Genomic DNA, 23025 nt, shown 5'->3' on the forward strand with positions numbered 1-23025 from the left:
GGGCCGGTGTCACTCTCCGCGGCGTCGGGCGCCGACATCGCGGTGGAAGTCGAGGAGCTCGGGCCGGTCGACGGCATGCCGGTCGACGGCGACCCGGCCGCTGAGCAGGCTCTTGACCGGGACCTCGAGCTTCTTGCCGGTCAAGGTGTGGGGGATGGCGGGCGCCTGGACGACCTCATCCGGGACGTGGCGTGGCGACACCTGCTCGCGCACGGCGGCGAGGATCGCCGTGCGGAGGACGTCGTCGAGCTCGAGCCCGTCGTCGAGCGCGACGAACAGGGGCATCCAGTAGCCGCCGTCGTCCTCCTCGACGCCGACGACCATCGCCTCCCGGACCTGGGGGAGGCTCTCGGCGGCCTGGCAGATGTCGGCGCTGCCCATCCGGATGCCGTGCCGGTTCAAGGTGGCGTCGGATCGGCCGTGCACGACCACCGAACTGCGGCCGGTGACCGTGACCCAGTCGCCGTGCCGCCACACGGCGGGGACGGCGGCGAAGTGGTCGAAGTACGCCGCCCGGTAGCGCGCGCCGTCGGGGTCGTTCCAGAAGCCGAGGGGCATCGAGGGCATCGGCGTGGTGACCACCAGCTCGCCCACCTCGTCGACGAGCGACTCGCCGGCCGGGGACCAGGCCTGCACGTCGACGCCGAGGCAGCGCACGGCGATCTCGCCGGCGCGGACGGGCACGGTCGGGACCGAGCCGGCGAAGCCGCTCACCACGTCGGTGCCGCCGGTCGTGCTCCCGACCAGGACGCCGGGCAGCGCGCCGGCCGCCCAGCGGTGCAGCGGGGCCGTGAGCACCGAACCCGTGCACCCGACCACCCGGAGGGCGCCGAGGTCCCACTGGGCCGCGGGGTGCACGCCCGCGTCGCGGGTGGCCGCCAGGTAGCCGGGAGCGAGCCCGAGGTGGGTGACCCGACCGCGCTCGGCGACCTGCCAGAGGGCGGGGACGCCGGGGGCGCCGTCGAAGCAGTGGACCGTGGCGCCGCGCAGCAGCCCACCGACGCGGAGCTGCCACATCATCCAGTTCAGCGTCGTGTACCAGAAGAACTGGTCGCCGGGTCCGAGGTCGAGGTGCAGCGCGAGGGTCTTGAGGTGCTCCACGACCACGCCGGCGTGGCCGTGGACGATGCCCTTCGGCGGGCCGGTGGTGCCCGAGGTGAACAGGACCCAGAGCGGGTGGTCGGCCGGCAACGGCCGCGCCTCGACGTGCCGGGCGCCCGTCGAGACGGCGTCGACCCAGGGAACGGTGGCGCCGCCGCGGGGAGGGTCGTCCCCGACGAGCACGGTGGCCCGCAGGTCCGGCAGGCCCGCCTGCAGCCGGACGACGTCGTCCCTGCGGTCCACCCACGTCCCGCGGTGGTGGTGACCGGAGCCGGCGACGAGCACGGTCGGGGCGAGCTGCGCGAGCCGGGCGAGCGCGGCGTCGGCGCGGAGGTCGCTGCCGCAGCCGGCCCACACCGCGCCGAGGCTGGCCGCCGCGAGGAACGCGACGACCGCCTCGGGGCGGTCGGGCAGGTAGCCCGCCACCCGGTCCCCTGCGCCGACCCCCAGTGCGGTGAGGGTGGCGGCGAGCCCGGCCACCTGCTGCTCGAGCTCGGGCCACGTCAGCACCCGGCTCGCACCGGTCTCGTCGTGCCCGACGACGGCGGCGCCGCTGCGGGGCGTACGGAACACCTGGCCGGTGTAGTTGATCCGGCCGCCCGGGAACCACCGCGTGTGCGGCATCGGCGCCCCGTCGGTGACGGCGTCGGGCGCGACGTCCCACACCATCCCGACGTGGTCGGCCACGGCGGTCCAGAACGCCGCCGGCTCGGTCACCGACCAGCGCCAGAGGGCGTCGTAGCCGGCGTCGGGTGGCGGCCCGCCGTGCGCAGCGGCGGTCCGCGCGAACCGGGTGATCTCCGCGTCGGCGGCCGCGTCCGGCTGCGGTGTCCAGACCGCGGGGTCGCCGGTCACGACGTGCCCCGCGGCCCCCACGGGCGGGGCCGGGGGTTGCGCGCGGCCCGGGCGCGCGGCAGCGGGACGGGCTCGACCCCCGCGACGACCGGGTTGGACAGCGAGCCGATCCCCTCGACGACGAGGGTCACGACGTCCCCGGGCCGCAGCGGCGGCGGCTGCTCGGACCCCGTCCGGCCCCAGTACTCCAGCAGGCAGCCGGCTCCGCAGGTCCCGGAGGCGAGCGCGTCGCCGGGCCGGAGCTCGGCGCCGCGGGAGGCGTAGGCCACGATCTCCTCGAACGACCACGCCATGTTGGCCAGGGTGTCGCCGCCGCCGGGCAGCGGGACGCCGTTGACCTCGCCGTGCATCTCCAGGACCAGCCGGTCGTCGCGCCGAAACGGGGCCAGCTCGTCGGCCGTGACGATCCACGGTCCCAGGCTGTTGGCGAAGTCCTTGCCCTTCACCGGTCCCAGCCCGATCGGGACGACCGGGGTCATCAGGTCGCGTGCGGACCAGTCGTTGAACAGGGTGTACCCCGCGATGTGCTCGCCCGCCTGCTCCGGGGTGAGGTCCCGGCCGGGCCGGCCGATGATGGCGGCGAGCTCGACCTCGAGGTCCAGCAGCGCGCAGCCAGGCGGGACGGCGACGGGGGTGTCGGGGCCGATGACCGCGTTGGTGTTGGAGAAGTAGAAGACCGGCTGCTCGTACCAGTTCGGGTGCACCGGCATCCCGAGGGCCGCGAGGCTGCCCTGCAGGTGCTCCTCGAAGGTGATGTAGTCGCGCAGCGTGGGTGGGTGCACCGGTGCGAGCAGCCGCACCTCGGACAGGGGGAGGGGCCGGCCCTCCCTCGCCCCGGCGACCAGCGCGGTCCGCTCGTCCGGGGACGCCGCGAGCAGGTCCAGGACGCCGGTCGTGGGGGACAGGGGCTGGACGTCGTCCCCGTCGACGACCGCCGTGCGGGGACCGGAGGCGGTGTCGATGCGGGCGATCCTCATGCCCCTGCCGCTCCTCTGCCGCCGGCGACCGGCGCCGCACTCCGCGCGCACAGGTCGGCCATCCGGCCGAACTGGTCGAGCCGGTCCGCCCGGGGACGCCCCGGGTCCAGCTCCTCGTAGACGTTGCCGACGTTGACGGTGATCCGTTCCGGCTCCCCCAGCCCGGCGAACCGGCCGAGGTCGATCGCCGCGACGGCCTCGTCGACGTCCAGACCGGCCTCGAAGCAGCGCGTGGCCTCGGTGAGGACGTGGGTCAGGTAGTCGCGGACGTCCAGCACGCCTCGCCGGTCGGTGACCGGTCCGTGGCCCGGCAGACGGTGTCCGGCTCGAGGTCCAGGACGGCGTCGCAGGCGGCGATGCACCGGGAGACCGGTCCCTGCCACACGAGGGGAGCGCTGCCGATGAACAGGATGTCCCCGGTGAAGACGACGCCGGCGTCGGGCACGTGCACCAGGACGTCCCCGGGGGTGTGGGCCGGGCCCACCTGGAGCAGCCGCACCGGTCGTCCGCCGACGTCGAGCTCCAGCTCGCCGGCGAAGGTGCGGGTCGGTGGTGCCGCGGTGATCCCCGAGGGGTCGAACCGGCCGGCGTACCGCCGGACGTAGTCGCCGACCGCGCCCTCGAGCTGCCACAGCGAGGACAGCTCCTCGACCGTCGCCTGGGTCATCGACGCGGCGGCGGCCTCCGAGGCGACGATCTCCACCTCGGGACCGGCGACCAGCTGGTTGCCGAACCAGTGGTCGCCGTCGGCGTGGGTGTTGACCACGGACCGGACGGGGTGGTCGGCGCGCAGGGACGCGGTGCCGTCGAGCATCTCGGCGGTGTGGGCGACGTCCAGATGCGTGTCGACCAGCAGCGACTGCCCGGCGCCGCGCACCAGTCCGGAGTTGCTCTGCCCCCAGCCGCCGGGGGGCAGCAGCCAGGCTGTGCAGCCGTGCCCGAGGTCGTGCACGCCGTGCGCGTAGCCGGTCACCGGGGCACCTCGGCGAGGACCGCGCGGACCGGCAGCGACGCGAACTCGCGCATCGTGCCGCTCGGGTGGCGCACCGCGTCACCGGCGCGCTCGAACCGCTCCACCCGGCGGGCCAGCTCGGACAGCACGGAGGTGACCTCGAGCCGGGCCAGCGGCGCGCCGAGGCACAGGTGCACCGAGGCGCCGAAGGCGAGATGGCTGCGGGCGTTCCCGCGCGTCACGTCGAGCCGGTCGGGATCGGGGAACTGCCGCTCGTCGCGGCCGGTCGCGCCCAGGACCACGCCGACCGCGGCGCCGGCCGGCACCGGGATCCCGCCGATCTCGGCCTGCGCGCGGGTGCGGCGGTAGAAGATCCGGAACGGCGCCTCGAAGCGCAGCAGCTCGTCGACGGCGTTGGGGATCAGGTCGGGGCGGCTCCGCAGGAGCTCCCACTGGTCCGGGTGCTCGACGAAGGCGTCGATCGCGTTGCCGAGCAGCGCGCCGGTGGAGTCGATGCCGGCCATCCAGATGGATGCGAGCGTCATCAGCCGCTCGGGTCCCTCGGCGGCCAGGCCCCCGTTCGCGCCGCCCTCGTCCACGAGGAGCCGGCCGAGGCAGTGCGCCGGCATGCCGGGGACGCCGTCGCTGATCAGCCAGCCCAGCGCCTCGGCGAGCAGTTCGGCGTGCCGGGCCGTCCCGGCCGGTTCCTCCGCCCGCACGACGGCGTCGCTCCAGTCGACCAGGGTCTGCACGCTCGGCGGGGTGAGCCCCGTCAGCAGCTCCATCGCCCGGTCGGGCATCGGCTGCGCCACCACCTGCACCGCGTCGAACTCTCCGAGCTCGGCGACCCGTCCGGCGATCTCGACGGCAGCGGCTTCGACCCCCGGGCGCAGCTGCTCGACCGGCGACTTGCCGAACGCCGGCTGCACCGCACGGCGGATCCGGTTGTGCTCGGGCGGGTCGCTCTCGAGCAGCGGGTAGCGCACGTCGCGGGTCGGCGCGCTGTAGGTGACCCCGTCGCCCGACACGAAGTCCCTGTGGTTGCGCAGCACCGCCGCGCCGTCGGCGTACCCGGCGACGAGCCAGATGTCCCGGTCGGGCTCGTGCACGACGGGACCGGCCGCGCGGAGCCGGGCGTACAGCGGGTACGGGTCGTCCAGGACCTCGGGGCGGTACGGGTCCAGGGACCGGGCCGGCGTGGTCGTTATCGTGGTCATCGGTTCTCCCCAGCGTGGAGTTGCACTCCGGTGCAAGTGACGAGGGCCACAGAGTTGTACTCAGGTGCAAGTCCGCCAAGGAGCTGTTCGAGAAGGAGCGCGGTGGCGAGCCCCAAGGCCTTCGACGGTCCCCGTGCCGCCGCCACGCGAGACCAGCTCTACGAGGCGGCCGCGGCTCTGTTCGTGGAGCGCGGCTACGACGAGACGACGATGGCCGACATCGCCGAGCGCGCCGGCACCTCGCGGCGGACGGCGTTCAACCACTTCCCGCGCAAGAGCGACATCCCCATGCTCTGGACCCGTCGGCTGGCCGACGTCGCGGTGGCCGCGGATGCCACGGCAGGCGAGTACACCGCTCCGGAGCGGGTCCGCGCGTACTTCTGGACGATCAGCGAGCTCGTCGAGGCCGAGTCCGAGATCTCCCGGCAGATGATGCTCGGCTGGACTTCGGCGAACGGACCCATCCAGTACGAGTCGCAGCTGCTGGCCGACCTGGCACCGCTGCTCCGCGCCGGCCAGGCTGCCGGCCAGGTCGACGCATCGGTCGATGTCGACGTCGTCTCCCGGACCCTCAGCGACGCGTACATGGGCGCGGTCTTCCGCTGGGTCCGCACCACCGACCCGAGCGTCACCCTGCGAGCCCAGGCGGACGCGTCGATCGAGCTCGTCCTCTCCGCCGTCCGCGTCCGGCAGTAGATTTCCCAGCCTGATCGGCGCCGGTGCGGTCGTCGACGGCGGCTCCGGGCGTCGCAGGACGCGGCGGGCGCGCGGGGTCCGTCCGTTGACCGCCGCCTGGACGGTGCGGACGCATCCGTGCGCGGCGACGAGGACGAAACGGGGTCATGAGCGCGGTCACTGCCGACGTCGCCCCGGATCTCCTGCTGGCGGAGTTCAGCCTGGCTCGCCGCGACCTGGCGGCGGCCACGGCTGCTCAGCGTCGCAAGGACACGTCCGCGGCGCGCAGGGAGGTCGCGGAGTGCCGGTCGCGGATCGACAGGATCCTCGACAGATGGAACGCAGGCTCCCGCGTTCCGTTGTGACACCGGACCGCCGTCCCGCAGGTTGTCGACGGCAGCACGTCCTCGAGCCGGCTCGCCACGGAAGCACGTCAGTGGGCGAACCAGCGCCGTGCGCCCGTCGCCCTCACGCCTCGTCGGCGGCGGGCTTCCTGGCGCGGCTCGGCTGGACCCGCATCGGTTCGCCCGGCATCTTCGGGTAGTCCGGGGGATAAGGCATGTCACCGAGCCCCTGGTCGGCGGCCTGCCGCTCCGCCAGCTCCAGCAGCGGCTCGATGCCGAACGCGTGGTCGGCCAGCCCGGCGTGCTTGTCACCGACCGCGGCGAACCGCTCCGGCATGGTCAGCACGGTGAAGTCGGCCGGGTGGACGTCGGGCAGCTCGTCCCAGTCCAGCGGCGCCGACACCGGGGCGTGCGGCTTGGGCCGGATTGAGTAGGCCGAGGCGATCGTGCGGTCCCGGGCCATCTGGTTGTAGTCGATGAAGATCTTCTCGCCGCGCTCCTCCTTCCACCACGATATCGTGACCCGGTCGGGGAGGCGGCGTTCCAGCTCCCGGCCGAACGCGATGACCGCCCGGCGGACCTCGGTGAAGGTCCACCGCGGCTGGATCGGCACGTAGATGTGCACGCCGCGGCCGCCCGAGGTCTTCGGCCAGCCCTGCATGCCGAACTCCGCGAGCAGTTCGCGCACGTGGGGGGCGACCCACACGGCGTCGGAGAAGTCGGTGCCCGGCTGCGGGTCGAGGTCGATGCGGATCTGGTTCGGCGACTCGACGTCGTCCTTGCCGACCGGCCACGGGTGGAACGTCAGCGTGCCGAGGTTGGCGCACCAGGCGACCACGGCCACGGAGTCGGGCGCGATCTCGTCCGCCGTCCGCCCGCTGGGGAAGGTGATGTGCGCGGTCGGCACCCAGTCGGGGGCGTTCTTGGGCACCCGCTTCTGGTAGAAGGCGTCGCCGGTGTTGTCCATCCGGGTCGACAGCCGCGCCCCCTCGAACACCCCGCCCGGCCAGCGCTCCAGCGTCGTCGGCCGGTCCCGCAGGGCGGACAGGATGCCGTCGCCGACGCTGAGGAAGTAGGTGACGACGTCGATCTTGCGGATGCCCTGCTCGGCGAAGTACGGCTTCTCCGGGTTCGAGACGCGCACCTCGCGCCCGTCCACCTGGAGGACGACGGCGTCCTTGCTGGAGGCCATGAACGCCCTTCCGTCGAGGTCAGCGCCCCGGCGTCAGGCCGGGCACGTCAGCCCATCCTGCGGGACGGCCAGGTCGATCAGGTAGGCGTTGACCGCCCCTGTCACGCATTCGGTTCGCGGGTAGGCGGTGTGCCCCTGCCCCTCCCAGGTGACCAGGACGCCGGAGTCGAGGGTCTCGGCCATGTCGACCGAGCCCTGGATCGGGGTGATCGGGTCGCCGGCGTTGCCGATCACCACGATCGGCTCGCTGCCCTCGGCGTCCCGCTCCGGCAGCGGGGTGCGCGGGGCCTCCCACACGCTGCACAGGTACAGCGCGGCCGCGGAGTCGGCGCCGAACAGCGGGAAGCGGGCGCCCCAGTCGGCGGCCAGCGCCGCGATGTCGTCCCGGCTGAACGTCACGTCCTCGGGGGTGTCCGCGCAGTTGATCGCCAGGTTCGCGTCGAACAGGTTGGCGTAGCTGCCGTCGGCCCGCCGCTGGCTGTAGCTGTCGGCCAGCGAGAACAGCCCGGCGGCGTCCCCGTCACGGGCGGCGCGCAGCGACTGGGACAGCTGCGGCCACGACGCCGGGTCGTACATCGCCGCGGTGACGGCGGTCATCACGATGCCCGGCGTCGCCTGCCGCGTCTCGCCCGGCACGCTGCTGGGGATCGGTGCCGCGGCCGCCTCCCCGAGCAGGTCGTTCACGTACTGCCGCGGGTCGTCGCTGACCGGGCAGCCGGAGATCAGACCCGTGCAGCTGGCGGCGAAGGCGTCGAACCCGGCCTCCAGGCCCGCGGCGCCGGCTTCCGCGTTGGCCTGCGCGTCGGCGGTGGGGTCCACGGCGGCGTCGAGGACCAGGGCGCGCACCTGCTCGGGGAACAGCTCGGCGTAGGTGGAGCCCAGCGTGGTGCCGTAGGAGTAGCCGAGGAAGGTCAGCTGCTCGTCGCCGAGCGCAGCCCGCAGCCGGTCCATGTCCCGGGCGGTGTCCACGGTGTTGAAGGCACCCAGCGCGTCGCCGTACTGCTCGGCGCAGGACGCCGCGATCTCGTCGTAGAGGCCCAGCACGGCGTCCAGCTGCTCCGGCTGCACCGGCCGCGGCTCGTCGGAGAAGAACTGGTCCTTCTGCTCGTCGGTGAAGCACTCGACCGGCGTGGTCAGCCCGACGCCGCGCGGGTCGAAACCGATGAGGTCGAAGCGGCCGAGCACGTCCTCGGGCAGGGTCTGCGACAGGCTGAGCGCCGCGTCGGCCCCGGAGCCGCCGGGCCCGCCGGGGTTGACCACCAGCGAGCCGATGCGATCGGTCTGGCCGGGGAAGCGCGCACGGAGCACGAACATGGGCAGCGTCTCGCTGTCGGCCTCCTCGTAGGAGATCGGCACGTCGAGGTAGCCGCACTCGTAGGCCAGCGACCGCGGGTTGGCCACGCCGAGGCCGAGGATCTCGTCGGTGCAGTCCTGCAGCTCGATCGGCTCGACGTCGGTCGCCGGCGTCGTCGGCGCCGCCGTCGTCGTCTCGGCGGCGGCGGTGCTGTCGGCGTCGTCGCCGTTCCCGGACGACGTGCAGCCGGTGACGGCGAGGAGCAGGCCGGACGCGGCGGCCAGCAGACCGCGGGAGGCTCGCATGATCAACCAGCGTAGATGAAGGACCTGCCTGCCCCCCATCCCTCGCAGGCTCGCGACGGGCCCCTGCAGGCAGGCCGGCGGGTCAATCGACGGTGACGTCGGTGAACGGCAGCAGGTGCTCGACCCGCGGGAAGACGACGAACAGCAGCAGCGCGCTGACCGCGAGCACGAGCAGCAGCGCCAGGAACGCCTTGCTGCCGGTGCCGCCGGGCAGCCGCCCCCAGATCCACGAGTACACGGCCTCGACCTCAGCCTTCCTGCAGCGCGGGGGGTCCGTCGGGGGCGGCGGCGCGCATGATGGGCCCCCCGTCGAGGACCGCGTGGACGATGAGCCGCTCCCGCGCCGAGTACTCCGGGTGGCAGGTGGTCAGGGTCAGGTAGGCGCCCGACGGCGGCACCTCCGGGGGAGCGAGCGGGGTGGGGGAGATCACCGACACGTCGCTGGGCGAGACGATCTGCTGGCCGGGCACCGGGCCGCCGAAGTCGCCGGTCGCCGGGTCGCCGAGCACCCGGTAGACGTACCAGGCGTCGGCGGTCTCGACCACGATCGGGTCGCCGGGCCGCAGCTCGTCGAGCTCCAGGAACGGCGAGCCGCGGCCCACGCGGTGCCCGGCGACGGCGAAGTTGCCCTGCTCACCGGGCAGCGCCGTGCCGACGTAGTGGCCGGGCCCCTGCTCGAGCTCCGCGGCGCCGGTGCCCTCGACCACCGCCCGGTTCCAGCCGGCGCCCAGCCCGGGGATGTGCAGGAAGGCGAACGGCTGCCCGACCTCCGGCGTGATCGGTGCGGGCGTGCCGCCGGAGGCCGTGCCGTCCCACTCGTCGCGCAGCTCGTCGCTGAGCTGCTCCTGCGCCTGGCCGGCGAGGATGTCGGTGACGTAGAGCTCGTAGACGACGAACAGCAGCAGCACGAAGCCGATCGTCAGCAGCAGCTGCCCGACGCCGCGCAGGCCCGTGCGGGCCAGGTCCCCGACGCGGCTCATCCGGCGAGGACCTCGGCGAGGTCGTAGCGCACCGGCACGTCGAGCTGGTCGTAGGTGCAGCTGCGCGGCTCGCGGTCGGGGCGCCAGCGCAGGAACTGGCCGGTGTGCCGCAGCCGCCGTCCCTCCAGCTGGTCGTACTTGATCTCCACGACCAGCTCGGGCCGCAGCGGCACCCAGGACAGGTCCTTGCCGGCGTTCCAGCGGCTCTGCGCGCCGGGCATGCGGTGCTCGCCGTCCGTGTCGGTCTGCGCGTTGGCCCAGTCCTGCCAGGGGTGGCCGTCCAGCGCGCCGGCCCGGTAGGGGGCCAGCTCCTCGACCAGCTCGGCCCGCCGGGCCATCGGGAAGGAGGCGGCGACGCCGATGTGCTGCAGGTCGCCCTCGCTGTTGTACAGCCCCAGCAGCAGGGAGCCCACGATCGGCCCGCTCTTGTGCCAGCGGAAGCCGGCGACCACGCAGTCGGCGGTGCGGACGTGCTTGACCTTCGTCATCAGCCGCTGGTCGGGGCCGTAGGGCAGGTCGGCGGCCTTGGCGACCACGCCGTCGAGCCCGGCGCCCTCGAACTGCTCGAACCAGCGCCGGGCGGTCTCCGGGTCCTGGGTGATGGCGGTGGTGTGCACCTGGCCGGTGGGGGTGACGACGTCGGTCAGCCGGGCCCGGCGCTGCGCGAACGGCAGCTCCATCAGCGACTGGTCGCCGAGCGCCAGCAGGTCGAAGGCGACGAAGGTGGCCGGCGTCTGCTCGGCCAGCAGCGTGATCCGGCTCGCGGCGGGGTGGATCCGCTGCAGCAGGGCCTCGAAGTGCAGCCGGTCCCCGGCCGGGACGACGATCTCGCCGTCGACCACGCAGCGCTCGGGCAGGGCCGCCTTGACCGCCTCGACGACCTCGGGGAAGTAGCGGGTCAGCGGCCGCTCGTTGCGGCTGCCGAGCTCCACCTCGTCGCCGTCACGGAAGACGATGCAGCGGAACCCGTCCCACTTCGGCTCGTAGAACAGGCCTTCGGCGACGGGCAGCGTCGTGGCCGCCTTGGCCAGCATCGGCTTGACCGGCGGCAGCACGGGCAGGTCCATGCCGGTCAGTCAAGCAGCCGGACCGGTCTCGGTGGGACAGGCACCTTCGGGCGCGCCGCGCCCACCAGCAGGGTCACCGGCTCGTCGGCGACCGGGGCCATGACGACGGTGCGGGCGCTGTCCGCGTCCACCTCGCCGGCCGGCGCCGGGGCGTCCGGTCCGCCGTCGGCCGCACGCTTCCCCGGGTGGACGGCGAGCAGGCCGCAGACGAGGACGACGAGCACACCCACGCCCTTGGCGGAGTGCAGCAGCGCGATCAGCCGGCCGACGCCCGGGACGTCGAACCAGGCCTCGCCCTGCACCGCTGACGCCGGGACCGGTTGCCGGTCGGGGGCGTCGTTCGCGTCGCCCTGCGTGGTGAACACCGGCTCGCCGCCCGCCGCGTCGACGGCGACCACCCGGTGGGTGACCCGGGCGGCGGGGTCGGAGGGGTGCGCGAAGGTGATCACGTCGCCGACCTCGACGTCCGCCGGGTCGACCTCCCGCGTGAACACCATCCCGCCCACCGGCAGGCCGGGGGTCATGCTCCCGGAGAGCACGGCCAGGGCCTGCCCGCCGGTGACCGCCGGGTAGAGGGCCACCCCCAGCGCGGTCGCCGTCCCCGCCAGCAGCACCAGGCCGATCGCCCACGCCGCGACCCGGCGGGCCGTCTCGAGCAACGGCGGAGCGGGGGAGGGCACGGGCCGAGTCTCGCGGGCGCGGGCGGGCACGGCATCATCGATTCTGACGATGTGGCGCCCGCCGGCCGGCCGCGACGATCGCCCGGTGCGCCGTCCCCTCTCCACCGCTGCCGTCGTCCTCGTGGCGACTGCCGGCGTCCTCGCCACCGGCGGGCCGGCCGCGGCCGAGGGCGGCCTGGTCCCCGGCCTGACCCAGGACGTGCGGGTCGACCTCGACCGCGACGGCTGGCGCGAGACCCCGGAGGTCCTCGCCGTCGCCGTCGCCGCCGTCGGCTCGGCGGAGAACGGCTGCCTCGCACCGGAGCGGGACATGGGGGACGGGTGCGCCGACGAGGGTGCGGACCCGGACGCCGACCCCGGTGAGCTGGTCGACCAGCTGAGCGCCACGGTCGCCCCCGGTTCGGTCGACGGGTCGGGGAAGTGCGCGCCGCTCGGGCCGTCGGTGGACCTCCCGCTCGTCGCGCCGTCGCCGGACGGGGCGACCGGGAAGCCGGTGCTGCGCTACCTGCCGCTGACCCTCGACACGGGCGCGAGCTGGTCCGCCGTCACCTGCCTGACCCTGGCGCTGACCTTCGAGGACCGCCCCGACAACAACCTCGCGCAGTCCGACACCCTCGAGCTGGAGCTGGAGGTGTCCGCGGAGTCCTTCGCGCCCGGCGGCGGGACCGGCCCGGGGGACGGCGGGGCCACCGGCGGCACCGGCGGCGGCGCCCCGGGCGGTGGAGGCGGCACCGCGGGCCCCGGCGTCGGCGGCCCGCCGGCCGGCGTCGGCCCGACGGCCGGCGTCGGCGCGGGGAACGGCCGGGGCGTTGCTCCGGGCGTTCCGGTCCGGGGTGGCGCGGCCGCGCAGGGCGTCACGCCCGGCGGCACCGTGGTGGGCCGGTCGGCCGCGTCGGTGACCGTCGACGACGACGGTGTCCGGTCCGGGACGAGGCCCGGGTCCGGGACGACGACGGAGACCCGTGCCCAGGCGGAGGCCGCGCCGGACACCCCGGCGCAGACGCAGACCCTGACCCGGGCGGCGGGCCAGTCGCTCGGTGCGGCCGTGATGTGGGCCGGTGGCCTCTTCCTCGCCGTCCTGGCGCTGGGCTGGTTCCTGTTCCTCGTGGTGCGCCGTCGGCGCCGGGCGGAGAGTGCGGCATGAGGCGGCAGACGCAGTGGGCCCTGGGCGGCGTCCTCGCCGGGACGGTCCTCCTGGGCGCCGGCACGACCCTGGCCACCTTCAGCGACCGGGCCGAGGTCGGCGCGAGCGCGGGTGCGGCCTCGCTCGCGCTCGACGTCTCGCCGGCGTCCTCCGGTGGGGCGCCCCTCCAGGTCCGCGCCCAGGACGCCGGGGGTGCGCAGCTGCAGGTCACCGCGAGCGGCCCGGTCCCCGGGCGGCTGCTGCTCACCCTCCCGGCCGACGACTGCCGCGACCTGCCCGACCTGGCGCTGACGGTGACCGGCCCGGGCGCCGCGGCCGTGACCGCGACCCTGTGCGAGCTCGTCGGGGGCCGGGACCTGGGGCCGCTGCAGGCCGGTGCGACCACGCTCGCGCTGCACGTGGGCCGCGCCCCGGAGTCCGAGCCGGTACCGACCGACGCCACCTGGACCGGGGACCTGCGCCTCGACCTCGTCCAGGACGCCGCCACGGCCGGCTTCAGCGACACGCGGACGGTGCGGGCCCACCTCGTCGTCCCCGGTTCCCCCGCCGCGGTCACCCCGCCGGGGCAGGGCGGCCAGCCACCCGGCACCCCCGGCAACGGCAACCCGGGCAACGGCAACCCGGGCAACGGCAACCCGGGCAACGGCAACCCGGGCAACGGCAACCCGGGCAACGGCAACCCGGGCAACGGCAACCCCGGCGGCGGGCGACCGCGCTGAGCCGTCGGCGGCCGACCGGGCCCCGCCGCCGGGGCGCTACGGTGCGCCGTCGAGCCAGCCGGCCTGACGGGCCAGCGCCACGGCCTGCAGCTGCGAGGACACCTGCAGCTTGCCGAGGACGGCCCGGATGTGGGTGCGGACGGTCGCCTCGCTGACGAAGGACCCGGCCGCGATGGCGGCGGCGGGCAGGCCGGCGGCCATGCAGCGGAGCACCTCGTCCTCGCGCGGGCTCAGCGAGCGGAACGGCGCGAGGCGGTCCTCCTCCTCGCGGCGGGCCCGCCGGGCGGCCGCCAGCAGGTCCTGCCGCCGGTGCTCGCCGAGGACCGGGTCCCCGGCGCGGACCGCCTGCACCAGCGCGACCAGGTCGTCGAGATCGGTCTCCTTGGGGACGACGGTGACCGCGCCCCGCTCGAGGGCCGTGCCCCACGTGGCGTCCCCGACCTCGCCGGTGACCACGACGACGCGGCAGCCGGCCGCGGTGAGCGGGCCCACCAGGTCCAGTCCGTCGACGGGTACGCCGTCGTCGTCGCAGCCCAGGCGCAGGTCGAGCAGCACCGTGGCGGGCGCCGCGGCCAGGCACGCCTCGACGACGGCGGCGGCGGACGTCGGCTCGACCCGGTCGGCCCGGATCCCCGCGGCGGTCAGGCCCAGCTGCACGGCCTGGGCGAACAGCGAGTGGTCGTCGACGAGCAGCGTCGGCCCGGCGCTCACCGGACCGCCGCCGACGGTCGGGCGCCGAGGGGCAGGTGGTCCCCGACCGGGATGCGCGGCCGGGGGAGGGTGGACGGCGCCGCGGGGGCGTCCGCGGGCTCCGGGCCCAGCGGCAGGGTCAGCACGAACCGGCAGCCCACGGCGGAGTCGGCGGCGACCAGGTCCCCGCCGTGCCGCCGCGCCAGGTCCCGGGAGATCGCCAGGCCGAGCCCCTCGCCGGGGCTGGCGGCGCCGCGCTCGCCGGCCTCGAAGGCCGCGGCCCGCCGCCCGGCCGCCAAGCCCGGCCCGTCGTCGGCCACGGTGACGGTGAGCGAGCCGGCGACCTCGACGGTCAGGGTGCAGAGGGCGCCGGGGGCGTGCACGAGCGCGTTGCCGAGCAGGTTGCCGACGACGACGGCGAGCGCGTCGCCGTCCACGGTGACCGGGGCGGCGCCCGACGGCTGCCAGCGCAGCCGCAGCCCGCGTTCCCGGTGGCCGGCCACGAGCGGGCGCAGCAGCCGGTCCAGGTCGGTGCGGCGTGCCCGCGGCGGGCGGTCGGGCAGGCGCAGCAGGCGCTCGAGGCGGGCGAGCTCCCCGTTGACGGACTCCTGCAGGTCGGCGCGGAGCGCGGCCTGGGCGGGAGCGGTGGCGCGCTGGACGGCGGAGGTCGCCGCGCGCACCCCGGCGACGGTGGCGCGCGCGTCGTGCAGGCAGGCCCGCGCCTGCTGCAGCTGGCGCTCGTGGCCGGCGAGCTGCTCCAGCAGTCCGGCGACGTAGCGTTCCTGCCCGGCGAGGGCGTCGGTGAGCCGGCGGGCCGCGGCCAGGGCGGCCGCGCCGGCGGCGGCGGCCGTGCCCGCGTCGCGGACCAGGGCGACCACCCCGCCGGCGCCCGGGACCAGGGCGGGCAGCGCGGCCAGCGCCGCGATCCCGGAGAGCGCGAGGGCGACCACCGCCAGGGCCTGGGCCGAGCGCCGGTGACCGGTGCTGAGCTGGTCGCTGCGCCAGGCGGCGACGGCGGTCGCCCCCCACAGCGCGGACAGCGCCAGGCAGGCGCCCGCGGCCGCCGGCCGGGTGAGTGCCGGTGCCGCGGCGCTCGCGCCGACCGCGGCCGCACCGGCCAGCGCCAGCGCCAGGAGCCCGGCCGTGACGGGGCGCCGGCGTGATCCCGCGCCGGGGAAGGCGCGCAGCACGATGGCGGCGGCCGTGGCGGCGACGGCGAGGTGGGCGGCCGCGGGCAGCGCCGGCCCGGCGCCGTCGACGAGAGCTCCGGTGACCACCCCGGCCGGCCGGCTCAGGCCGACGAGCAGCAGCCCCACGCCCACCGACCGGGTGGTCTCGTTGCCGGTGACCCGCCACCGCAGCAGGTGGCCGCAGCCGGCCGCCAGGAAACCCAGGGTCGCCGCGACGAGGAGCACCTCGTGCCGCGCCTCTGCCCGGCCCACCGCGAGGACGGCGACGGCGGCAGCGACGGCGATCACGGCGGCCGCGACGCGTGCGGCGCCAAGCCGCCGGCAGGTGCGCCGCACCGCGCTCGCGGCGGTGTTCGTGCTGGTCATGGGCAGGACCCCCCGTGGTCTGGGCGCCAGCAGACCACGGTGGGGCGACTCCATCGGTGGATCGCTCCGCCGGGCGCGAGGCGCCTGCGGCGCGCGGGTCGGCTGGGGCGAACGAGGTCGGAGTGGGACCGCGATCGACAGTTCTGACGATGTCCGGTGCGGTGGCCCACCGGGAGGGTCGAGGTCGACTGCCGCGGCGCCGTGCCCGGTGAGAGTGCCGTCGTCCGACGGGGACATCGACAGGGAGTTCCACCGTGAAGAAGATCGCCATCGCCTCCGCCGCCATGGGCGGGGTCGCCCTCATCGCCTTCGGCGCCGGCGGCACCTTCGCCGCCTTCAGCGACACGGCGGAGACCTCCGGCGAGGTCGGCGCCGGCACCCTCGTGCTGAGCACCACCGAGGAGATCAGCACCCAGGCACGGAACCTGGAGCTCGCCCCGGGGCAGTCGACGCTCCTGGCGTTCCCGGTGCAGAACGGCGGGAACCTCCCCGGCGTCCTGACCGCCGTGGCGGCGATCCAGGACGCGCCCGACGCCTGCGACTCCGCCTCCGAGGCCGGGTCCTGCGGCGGGCTTGAGGGCGACTTCTCCCGCTTGGCCACCGTCAGCGCCTACCAGCGGCCGGTGAACAGCGCGGTCGACTGCACCCCGACCGTCAACCTCACCTCCGCGACGCTGCTGGCCGGCGACGTGCCGCTCGCCGCCCTCGACGGCGAGCGCGTGACCGGTCAGCGACTCTCGGCGGGCCAGGTCACCTGCTTCGTGCTCCGCGTGTCCCTGGACCAGAACGTCGGCAACGAGGTCCAGGGTGACTCGGCGACGCTGACCGTCGACCTGACGCTGGACCAGGCCACCTCGGCCCCCTCGACTCCGGGCAACAACGGCGGGGCCAACAACGGCGGGGGCAACAACGGCGGGGGCAACAACGGCGGGGCGAACAACGGCGGGGCGAACAACGGCGGGGGCAACAACGGCGGGGGCGGCGGTCGCCCGACCCCGCGGGTCTGACCATCGCGCGAGGGCGGTCCGGGGGCTCCCCGGGCCGCCCTCGCGGCGTCCGGGGCCGTCGGCGACCATGGGGAGCCGGTCCGCCGCACGGGGACCCGGGCAGAGGGAGAGGTGCGTGCAGCAGGGCGCGAGGATCGCCGGCCGCTACGAGCTGCGGTCGCTGCTGGCGACCGGCGGCATGGGGCAGGTCTGGCGGGCGCACGACACGCTGCTCGGCCGCGACGTCGCGCTCAAGCTGCTGCGCAGCGAGTACACCGGCGACCCCTCCTTTCTCGCCCGGTTCCGCGCCGAGGCCCGCCACACCGCGGTGCTGAGCCACCCCAACATCGCCACCCTGTTCGACTACGGCGAGGTCCCGGCCGGACCCGGGAGCCCCGAGCACCTGGCGTACCTCGTGATGGAGCTGGTCGAGGGCGAGTCGCTGTCGCAGGCGCTGGCCCGGGAGGGCCGGCTCGACCCCGCCCGCACGGCCGACGTGCTGCGGCAGACCGCCGCGGGACTGGGGGCCGCCCACGCCATGGGCGTGGTGCACCGCGACGTGAAGCCGGGCAACGTGCTCCTCGCGCGGAACGGCACCGTCAAGCTGACCGACTTCGGCATCGCCTCGTCCGCCGCCAGCGTCCCGCTCACCGGCACCGGCCAGATCATCGGCACCGCCCACTACATCTCGCCCGAGCAGGCCCAGGGTGCCCCGGCGTCGCCGGCCAGCGACGTCTACGCCCTCGGCCTGGTCGGCTACGAGATGCTCGCCGGGCGGCGTGCCTTCGACGCCGAGAACTCGGTGCAGGTGGTGCTCAAGCAGATCAACGAGCTCCCACCGCCGCTGCCGCCGGACGTCCCGGCCGCCCTCCGCGGCCTCGTCGAGCGCGCGCTGGCCAAGGACCCCGACCGGCGGTGGCCCGACGGCACCGCGTTCCGGGACGCCGTCGACGCGCTGCCGTCCTCCCCGGACCGCGCCGCCGGCGACCGGGCGGCCACCACGGTCCTCCCGCCGCGCCCGGCCGGGTCCGCGCCCCAGGACACCCGGGTGCTGCCCGCGGTGGGTCCCGCGGCCGGCACCGCGGGTCCTCGGGCCGGCACCGCGGTCGCGGCCGGCGCCGGCCGCCGGCCCCGACGCCCCCGACGCTCCCGGAAGGGCCTGATCGCGGCCCTGGTCGCGCTGCCGCTGCTCGCGGTGCTCGCCGTCGTGCTGGTCGCGTCGCTCGCCGGCGGCGGCGGGGGGACGCCGGCGGACGCGGAGACGACCGAGACCGGGACGCCGACCGACGAGCCTGCGGCGACCACCGCCGCGGAGGAGCCGGCGACCGTCGACGTGGCCGCCGGTGACCACGTCGGCCGCCCGGTCGGCCTGGTGCAGGCCGAGCTGGTCGCGCTGGGCCTGCAGGTGCAGCTGCGCCCCGTCACGACCGCCGACGCCGCCGACGGCGAGGTGCTCGCCCTCGACCCCACCGGCGCGCTGACCCCCGGCACGGTGGTCACCGTGACCCACGCCGTCACCCCGCCCCCGGCACCGGCACCGCCGGCCGATCCCGGCAACGGCAACGGCAACGGGGGAGGAGGCGGTGGCAACGGGGGCGGTGGCAACGGCGGCGGGGACGACGGCGACGGCGACGGCGGTGGCAACGGCGGCGGAGGCCGCGGGAACGGCGGCGGAGGCCGCGGGAACGGCGGCAGGGGCGGCGGGGACGACGACGGCGGCGGGGACGACTGAACCCCCGGCGGTCAGCCCCGCAGCGCGTACCGGGTGAACAGGACGCCGTCCTCCTCGAGCAGCTGCACCAGCCGCGGCCGCACCGGCTCGGCCAGCGCGCCCGGCAGCAGCCGCGTCTGCCCCCCGACCAGCGCGGGCGCGATCGTCAGGTCCAGCTCGTCGACGACCCCTGCGGCGAGCGCCGCGGCGAACAGCGCCGGGCCCCCCTCGCACACGACCTGCTCGAGCCCGCGCGCCGCCAGCTCGTCCAGCGCCCGGGGCAGGTCGACGTCGTCCTCGCCGCAGACCAGCACGGTCACGCCGGCGCCGGCCAGCGCCGCGCGCCGCGCCGGGTCCGAGGCGGCGCAGGTGACCAGGATCGTCGAGCCGTGGGCCAGCCGGTCGCCGGGCGCCGGCGAGGCGCGCCGGGAGACGACGGCGACCGGTGCGGTCGCGGGACGGCCGAGCGCGGTCCGCAGGGCGCCGACGGCGGAGTCGGCCGCGACCGGCCGGTAGCCCTCCGCGGCCGCCGTCCCCGCGCCGACCAGCACCACGTCGGCCAGCGCCCGCAGCGTCCGGAACACCCGCTTGTCACCGGGTGACCCCAGCCCGCCGCTGCGCCCCTGGATCGCGATGGCGCCGTCCAGCGAGCCGACGAAGTTGACGCGCACCGACCGGCCGGCCAGCCGGTAGGCCTCGGCCAGCGCGGCGTCGTCGAGGTCGTGACCGGACGCCGGGTCCGGCAGCAGGCGGCGCACGTCAGGCGGTGGAGACCACGGCCGCGCTCTCCGCGGGCAGCGTCACGGTCGGGCCGTCCAACGTGGGCTCGTCACCGGTGGAGAACAGCACGCCGGTCGCCGTCCGGTCCAGGTCCACCTCGCGAGGCTCGCCCGACAGGTTGGTCACCACGCGCAGCGCGCCGCGGTGCACGACCAGCCAGCGGTCCTCGTCGTCCCAGCTCACCGCGACCGCCGACAGGTCGGGGTCGACCAGGTCCGGCTGCGCCTTGCGCAGCGCCAGCAGGGCGCGGGTGGTCGCCAGCAGCCGCGCGTGCGGCTCGCGCTCCGGCTCGGACCAGTCCAGCTTCGACCGGGTGAAGGTCTCCGGGTCCTGCGGGTCGGGGACGACGTCGGCGTCCCAGCCGTGCTCGGCGAACTCGCCGATCCGCCCCTTCGCCGTCGCCTCGCCGAGCTCGGGCTCGGGGTGGCTGGTGAAGAACTGCCACGGCGTGGTCGCGCCCCACTCCTCGCCCATGAACAGCATCGGCGTGAACGGGCTGGTCAGCACGATCGTCGCGCCGACGGCGAGCAGGCCGGGGGAGAGCGTCGCGGAGATGCGGTCGCCGACGGCCCGGTTGCCGATCTGGTCGTGGTCCTGCAGGTAGCCGAGGAACTTCCAGCCCGGCAGCAGCGCGGTGTCCACCGGCCGGCCGTGGTGCCGCCGCCGGAAGCTCGACCAGGCGCCGTCGTGGAAGTAGGCGCCGGTCAGCGTCTTGGCCAGCCCGCCGAGCCCCGCCTCGGCGAAGTCGGCGTAGTAGCCCTGGCCCTCGCCGGTGAGCACCGAGTGCAGCGCGTGGTGGAAGTCGTCGCTCCACTGCGCGGCCAGCCCGAGGCCGCCGGCCACCCGCGGCGTCACCATCCGCGGGTCGTTGAGGTCGCTCTCCGCGATCAGCGTCAGCGGCCGGCCGACGGCGACCGAGAGCCGGTCGACCTCCTGGGCCATCTCCTCGAGCACGTGCGTGGCCCGCTCGTCGACCAGCGCGTGCACGGCGTCGAGCCGCAGCCCGTCGACGTGCATGTCGCGCAGCCACATCAGCGCGTTGTCGATGATGTAACGGCGCACCTCGTCGGAGTCCGGCCCCGACAGGTTGACCGAGTCGCCCCAGGTGTTGGCGCCGCCCGGGGCGTTGATCGGCATGAACAGCGGCAGGTAGTTCCCCGACGGGCCCAGGTGGTTGTAGACGACGTCCTGGATCACGCCCAGCCCGCGCTGGTGGCAGGCGTCGACGAAGCGCTGGTAGGCCGCGGGGCCGCCGTACTCCTCCTGCACCGTGTACCAGAGCACGCCGTCGTAGCCCCAGTTGTGCGTGCCGTTGAAGCCGTTGACCGGCAGCAGCTCCACGAAGTCCACGCCGAGGTCCACCAGGTGGTCGAGCCTGCCCGCCGCGGCGTCGAGCGTGCCCTCCGGCGTGAAGGTGCCGACGTGCATCTCGTAGACGACGCCGCCGGCCAGCGGGCGGCCGGTCCAGGACCGGTCGCCCCACGCGTGGGAGGCCGCGTCGAACCGCCGGGAGGGCCCGTGCACGCCCTGCGGCTGCCGGCGGGAGCGCGGATCGGGGCGCAGCGCGTCGTCGTCGTCGAGCAGGAAGCCGTAGTCGGCCTCCGGGCCGGCGTCGACCTCGGCGCGCCACCAGCCGTCGTCGTCGCGCCGCATGTCGTGGACGGCGCCGTCGACCTGCAGGCGGACCCGCGACGGCACCGGCGCCCAGACGGTGAACTCGGCGGGCTCGGACATGCGGGGACCTCCCGGGGACGACGGCGGTGCGCCGATCATGCCCGGGCGGCGACGGCTCAACCCTCGGCCACCTGCACCACGACGCTGCCGGTCTTGCGGCCGCTCCCGGCGTACCGGTGCGCCTCCGTGATCTCCGCCAGCCCGAAGCGGCGCGGGTCCAGGAGCGGGCGGAACCGGCCCGAGCCGAGCAGGTCCGCGATCCGGCCGACCATCGCCTGGTCGTGCCGCGGGAAGGGGAAGCGCACCCGCCGGCCGGGGGACAGCGGGGACAGCAGCGCCAGGCCCACGTTCTGCCCCCTCGGCCCGAGCTCCGAGGAGGTGTAGACGCCGCGGGGTTCCAGCAGGTCCCGGCAGCGGCCGAACGTGCTCCGGCCGACCGCGTCGAACACCGCGGCGAAGCGCGTGCCGTCCGCGACGACGTCCTCGGCGCGGGCCGTGACGACCCGGTCGGCACCGAGCGCCTCGACCGCCTCCCGGTGGCCGGGGGCGACCGCGGTGACCCGGACTCCGCCGGCCGCCAGCAGCTGCACCGCCGCGGAGCCGATCGCCCCGGTCGCGCCGAGGACCAGCACGCGCTGCCCGCGGGCCACCCGCGCGACCCTGGCCATGGCCAGCGCGTAGTGCGCGCCCTCGGTGGCCGCCGCGCCCTCGGCGAAGCCGACACCGGGCGGCAGCAGCGCCACGGACGCGCTTCCGGCCACGGCCAGCAGTTCGGCGTGCGCGCCGAAGCGCCCCTCGACGTAGCCGAACACGCGCTGACCGGTCGAGAACCGGGTCACGGCGGGCCCGGTCCGCTCGACGACGCCGGCGAACTCGGTGCCCAGCACCTGCACCCGGGGCCGGGGGAACCCGGTGAGCAGCCGGACGGGGAACGGCGTTCCCGCCCGGTAGGCGCAGTCCGTGCGGTTGACCGTGGTGGCGTGCACCCGCACCAGCACGTCGCCGTCGCCGACCCGCGGCGGGTCCACGTCGAGCACGCGGACGACGTCCGGTGGCCCGTAGCGGGTGCGGACGGCGGCGCGCACCCCCGGACCGTAGCGGCCTGCGCCGACCGCCGGGCGGGGCCGTACCGCCGGTGGCCGGCCGGTGTCCCGGCCGGACCGCCGGCGGCCGGTCAGACGGCCAGCCGCTGCCCGACGTAGATCCTGTTCGGATCGCCGACCGTGCCCCGGTTCATCGCCCAGAGGGCGCGCCACCCGCCGTCCACGCCCTGGGCCCGCGCGATCTTGGCGAGGGTGTCCCCGGGCCGGACGACGTAGCTGCCGGAGGCGGCCGGCGCCGCGGCCGCGGGGCGTGCGGCCGGGGCCGGCGCCGGGGGAGCCGGTGCCGCCGCGGCCGGGGTGCTCCCGCCGCGCAGGTGCCGGCCGCAGGTCGGCCAGGCGCCGACGCCCTGCCCGACGAGCACCCGCTCGGCCACCGCGATCTGCTGCGCGGGGGTGGCCAGGTCGGCGCGGGGGGCGTACTGCAGCCCGCCGTAGCCCACCCAGGTCGGCTGGTAGAACTGCAGCCCGCCGTAGTACCCGTTACCGGTGTTGATGCTCCAGTTGCCGCCGGACTCGCACTGGGCGACGCCGCTCCAGTCGTGCCCGGGGGCGGCGCCCGCGGGTGCGGCCATCAGGCCGATCCCGAGGGCCGCGGAGCCGACGGCGACGGCGCCGCCGCGCAGGAGCGTCCGGATGCGGGCGCGCGAGGGCGCACGGTGCTGGGACATGGTGATCCTCCCGATCACCGCCTGCGAGGTGAGCTGTCGGGTTCGGGCGGATCGGTGCCCGGCCGCGCAGAGGCGGCTTCACCCCGGGGCGCGCGTGCGCGCCCGATGGGTCCCCCGCCTCCGTCCTCGATGGGTCGAGGTCAGGCGTGCGGCGGACGGAGTTCGGCGGACCGCGGCCTGGTGCCGAGCGCGCGTGTTGCGCCGTGCACACGCAGAGCCTGGGTGCTGCGGCGGTGTCCGGCCCCTCGGCGGCGCCGGGTCCCCCGGGGTGTCGTCGGCGTGGCGGCGACAGGCCGGGCCGGGGAGCGCCGGCCGTCCCCGGCCCGTCACAGCCTGTCGCCGGAGGTCGCGGTCC

23 protein-coding genes and 1 riboswitch are annotated in these 23025 nt (G+C 76.0%); of the genes, 6 read left to right on the plus strand and 17 right to left on the minus strand.

The genetic code is table 11. The features are described 5' to 3' along the window. Positions 1-9: 9 nt before the first annotated feature. From ACK586_RS04550 to ACK586_RS04570, 5 genes are read right to left on the minus strand one after another with little or no spacing between them, the layout of a single operon-like run. Entirely contained in the window at positions 10-1956 is a 1947-nt protein-coding gene (locus ACK586_RS04550; protein WP_409329264.1) for an acetoacetate--CoA ligase, read from the minus strand. Next, positions 1953-2933 carry a fumarylacetoacetate hydrolase family protein gene (locus ACK586_RS04555; RefSeq protein ID WP_409329265.1) on the minus strand — a complete coding sequence of 327 codons (981 nt, stop codon included), beginning with the start codon at positions 2931-2933 and terminating at the stop codon, positions 1953-1955. The genes ACK586_RS04550 and ACK586_RS04555 overlap by 4 nt, the downstream gene beginning before the upstream one ends. Continuing rightward, complete coding sequence (locus ACK586_RS04560) at positions 2930-3211, minus strand: hypothetical protein (protein WP_409329266.1); 282 nt, start codon at positions 3209-3211, stop codon at positions 2930-2932. The genes ACK586_RS04555 and ACK586_RS04560 overlap by 4 nt, the downstream gene beginning before the upstream one ends. Then, a complete protein-coding gene (locus ACK586_RS04565; RefSeq protein ID WP_409329267.1) occupies positions 3187-3906 on the minus strand; it encodes an MBL fold metallo-hydrolase in 720 nt (239 codons plus the stop codon). The genes ACK586_RS04560 and ACK586_RS04565 overlap by 25 nt, the downstream gene beginning before the upstream one ends. Next, positions 3903-5102 (minus strand): cytochrome P450, encoded by a 1200-nt coding sequence (locus tag ACK586_RS04570; protein ID WP_409329268.1) that lies wholly within the window; start codon positions 5100-5102, stop codon positions 3903-3905. The genes ACK586_RS04565 and ACK586_RS04570 overlap by 4 nt, the downstream gene beginning before the upstream one ends. A 102-nt stretch (positions 5103-5204) precedes the next feature. On the opposite strand from ACK586_RS04570, the gene ACK586_RS04575 reads away from it, so the two are divergent. Together ACK586_RS04575 and ACK586_RS04580 are read left to right on the plus strand one after the other, a co-directional pair. Continuing rightward, positions 5205-5798 carry a TetR/AcrR family transcriptional regulator gene (locus ACK586_RS04575; RefSeq protein ID WP_409329269.1) on the plus strand — a complete coding sequence of 198 codons (594 nt, stop codon included), beginning with the start codon at positions 5205-5207 and terminating at the stop codon, positions 5796-5798. Positions 5799-5944: 146 nt separating this feature from the next. Then, complete coding sequence (locus ACK586_RS04580) at positions 5945-6142, plus strand: hypothetical protein (protein ID WP_409329270.1); 198 nt, start codon at positions 5945-5947, stop codon at positions 6140-6142. Between the two features lie 103 nt (positions 6143-6245). Here the strand turns inward: ACK586_RS04580 and ACK586_RS04585 are convergent, their stop codons facing one another. The 6 genes from ACK586_RS04585 to ACK586_RS04610 all read right to left on the minus strand — a co-directional run bounded on the left by ACK586_RS04585 (position 6246) and on the right by ACK586_RS04610 (position 11639). Continuing rightward, positions 6246-7313 carry a DNA polymerase domain-containing protein gene (locus ACK586_RS04585; protein WP_409329271.1) on the minus strand — a complete coding sequence of 356 codons (1068 nt, stop codon included), beginning with the start codon at positions 7311-7313 and terminating at the stop codon, positions 6246-6248. Between the two features lie 33 nt (positions 7314-7346). Further along, positions 7347-8912, minus strand: coding sequence for an alpha/beta hydrolase (locus ACK586_RS04590; protein ID WP_409329272.1), 1566 nt, complete (start codon positions 8910-8912; stop codon positions 7347-7349). 82 nt (positions 8913-8994) lie between these two features. Further along, positions 8995-9150, minus strand: coding sequence for a hypothetical protein (locus tag ACK586_RS04595; protein ID WP_409329273.1), 156 nt, complete (start codon positions 9148-9150; stop codon positions 8995-8997). 10 nt (positions 9151-9160) lie between these two features. Next, positions 9161-9892 (minus strand): class E sortase, encoded by a 732-nt coding sequence (locus ACK586_RS04600; protein WP_409329274.1) that lies wholly within the window; start codon positions 9890-9892, stop codon positions 9161-9163. After that, positions 9889-10959, minus strand: a complete 1071-nt coding sequence (locus tag ACK586_RS04605; protein ID WP_409329275.1) for an ATP-dependent DNA ligase — start codon at positions 10957-10959, stop codon at positions 9889-9891. Before ACK586_RS04605 ends, ACK586_RS04600 begins: the two co-directional genes overlap by 4 nt. Positions 10960-10964: 5 nt before the next feature. Continuing rightward, entirely contained in the window at positions 10965-11639 is a 675-nt protein-coding gene (locus ACK586_RS04610) for a signal peptidase I (protein WP_409329276.1), read from the minus strand. Between the two features lie 85 nt (positions 11640-11724). On the opposite strand from ACK586_RS04610, the gene ACK586_RS04615 reads away from it, so the two are divergent. Together ACK586_RS04615 and ACK586_RS04620 are read left to right on the plus strand one after the other, a co-directional pair. Continuing rightward, complete coding sequence (locus ACK586_RS04615) at positions 11725-12783, plus strand: hypothetical protein (protein ID WP_409329277.1); 1059 nt, start codon at positions 11725-11727, stop codon at positions 12781-12783. Next, complete coding sequence (locus tag ACK586_RS04620; protein WP_409329278.1) at positions 12780-13502, plus strand: hypothetical protein; 723 nt, start codon at positions 12780-12782, stop codon at positions 13500-13502. The genes ACK586_RS04615 and ACK586_RS04620 overlap by 4 nt, the downstream gene beginning before the upstream one ends. Positions 13503-13538: 36 nt before the next feature. On the opposite strand, the gene ACK586_RS04625 is transcribed toward ACK586_RS04620, so the two are convergent. After that, positions 13539-14213 carry a LuxR C-terminal-related transcriptional regulator gene (locus tag ACK586_RS04625; RefSeq protein ID WP_409329279.1) on the minus strand — a complete coding sequence of 225 codons (675 nt, stop codon included), beginning with the start codon at positions 14211-14213 and terminating at the stop codon, positions 13539-13541. After that, complete coding sequence (locus ACK586_RS04630; protein WP_409329280.1) at positions 14210-15748, minus strand: sensor histidine kinase; 1539 nt, start codon at positions 15746-15748, stop codon at positions 14210-14212. Before ACK586_RS04630 ends, ACK586_RS04625 begins: the two co-directional genes overlap by 4 nt. A gap of 254 nt (positions 15749-16002) precedes the next feature. On the opposite strand from ACK586_RS04630, the gene ACK586_RS04635 reads away from it, so the two are divergent. Then, on the plus strand, positions 16003-16755 hold the full coding sequence (locus ACK586_RS04635) for a TasA family protein (RefSeq protein ID WP_409329281.1): 753 nt from the start codon (positions 16003-16005) through the stop codon (positions 16753-16755). Positions 16756-16870: 115 nt separating this feature from the next. Beyond that, the gene (locus tag ACK586_RS04640; protein ID WP_409329282.1) at positions 16871-18466 is read left to right on the plus strand and encodes a serine/threonine-protein kinase; all 1596 of its coding nucleotides are present in this window, start codon (positions 16871-16873) and stop codon (positions 18464-18466) included. An 11-nt stretch (positions 18467-18477) separates the two neighbouring features. Here ACK586_RS04640 and ACK586_RS04645 read toward each other — a convergent pair whose 3' ends face one another. The 4 genes from ACK586_RS04645 to ACK586_RS04660 form a co-directional block, all read right to left on the minus strand. Then, entirely contained in the window at positions 18478-19203 is a 726-nt protein-coding gene (locus ACK586_RS04645; protein ID WP_409329283.1) for a dihydrofolate reductase family protein, read from the minus strand. Between the two features lies 1 nt (position 19204). After that, positions 19205-20959, minus strand: coding sequence for a malto-oligosyltrehalose trehalohydrolase (gene treZ, locus ACK586_RS04650; RefSeq protein ID WP_409329284.1), 1755 nt, complete (start codon positions 20957-20959; stop codon positions 19205-19207). Positions 20960-21015: 56 nt separating this feature from the next. Next, the gene (locus ACK586_RS04655; protein ID WP_409329285.1) at positions 21016-21984 is read right to left on the minus strand and encodes an NAD(P)-dependent alcohol dehydrogenase; all 969 of its coding nucleotides are present in this window, start codon (positions 21982-21984) and stop codon (positions 21016-21018) included. An 89-nt stretch (positions 21985-22073) separates the two neighbouring features. Continuing rightward, a complete protein-coding gene (locus ACK586_RS04660; protein WP_409329286.1) occupies positions 22074-22670 on the minus strand; it encodes a transglycosylase family protein in 597 nt (198 codons plus the stop codon). A 2-nt stretch (positions 22671-22672) separates the two neighbouring features. Continuing rightward, a riboswitch (cyclic di-AMP (ydaO/yuaA leader) is annotated at positions 22673-22827 on the minus strand. Positions 22828-23025: the final 198 nt, after the last annotated feature.

Origin of the sequence: Trujillonella humicola (assembly GCF_046233715.1) — a bacterium.
In the GTDB taxonomy this organism is placed as follows: Bacteria; Actinomycetota; Actinomycetes; order Mycobacteriales; family Geodermatophilaceae; genus Trujillonella; species Trujillonella humicola.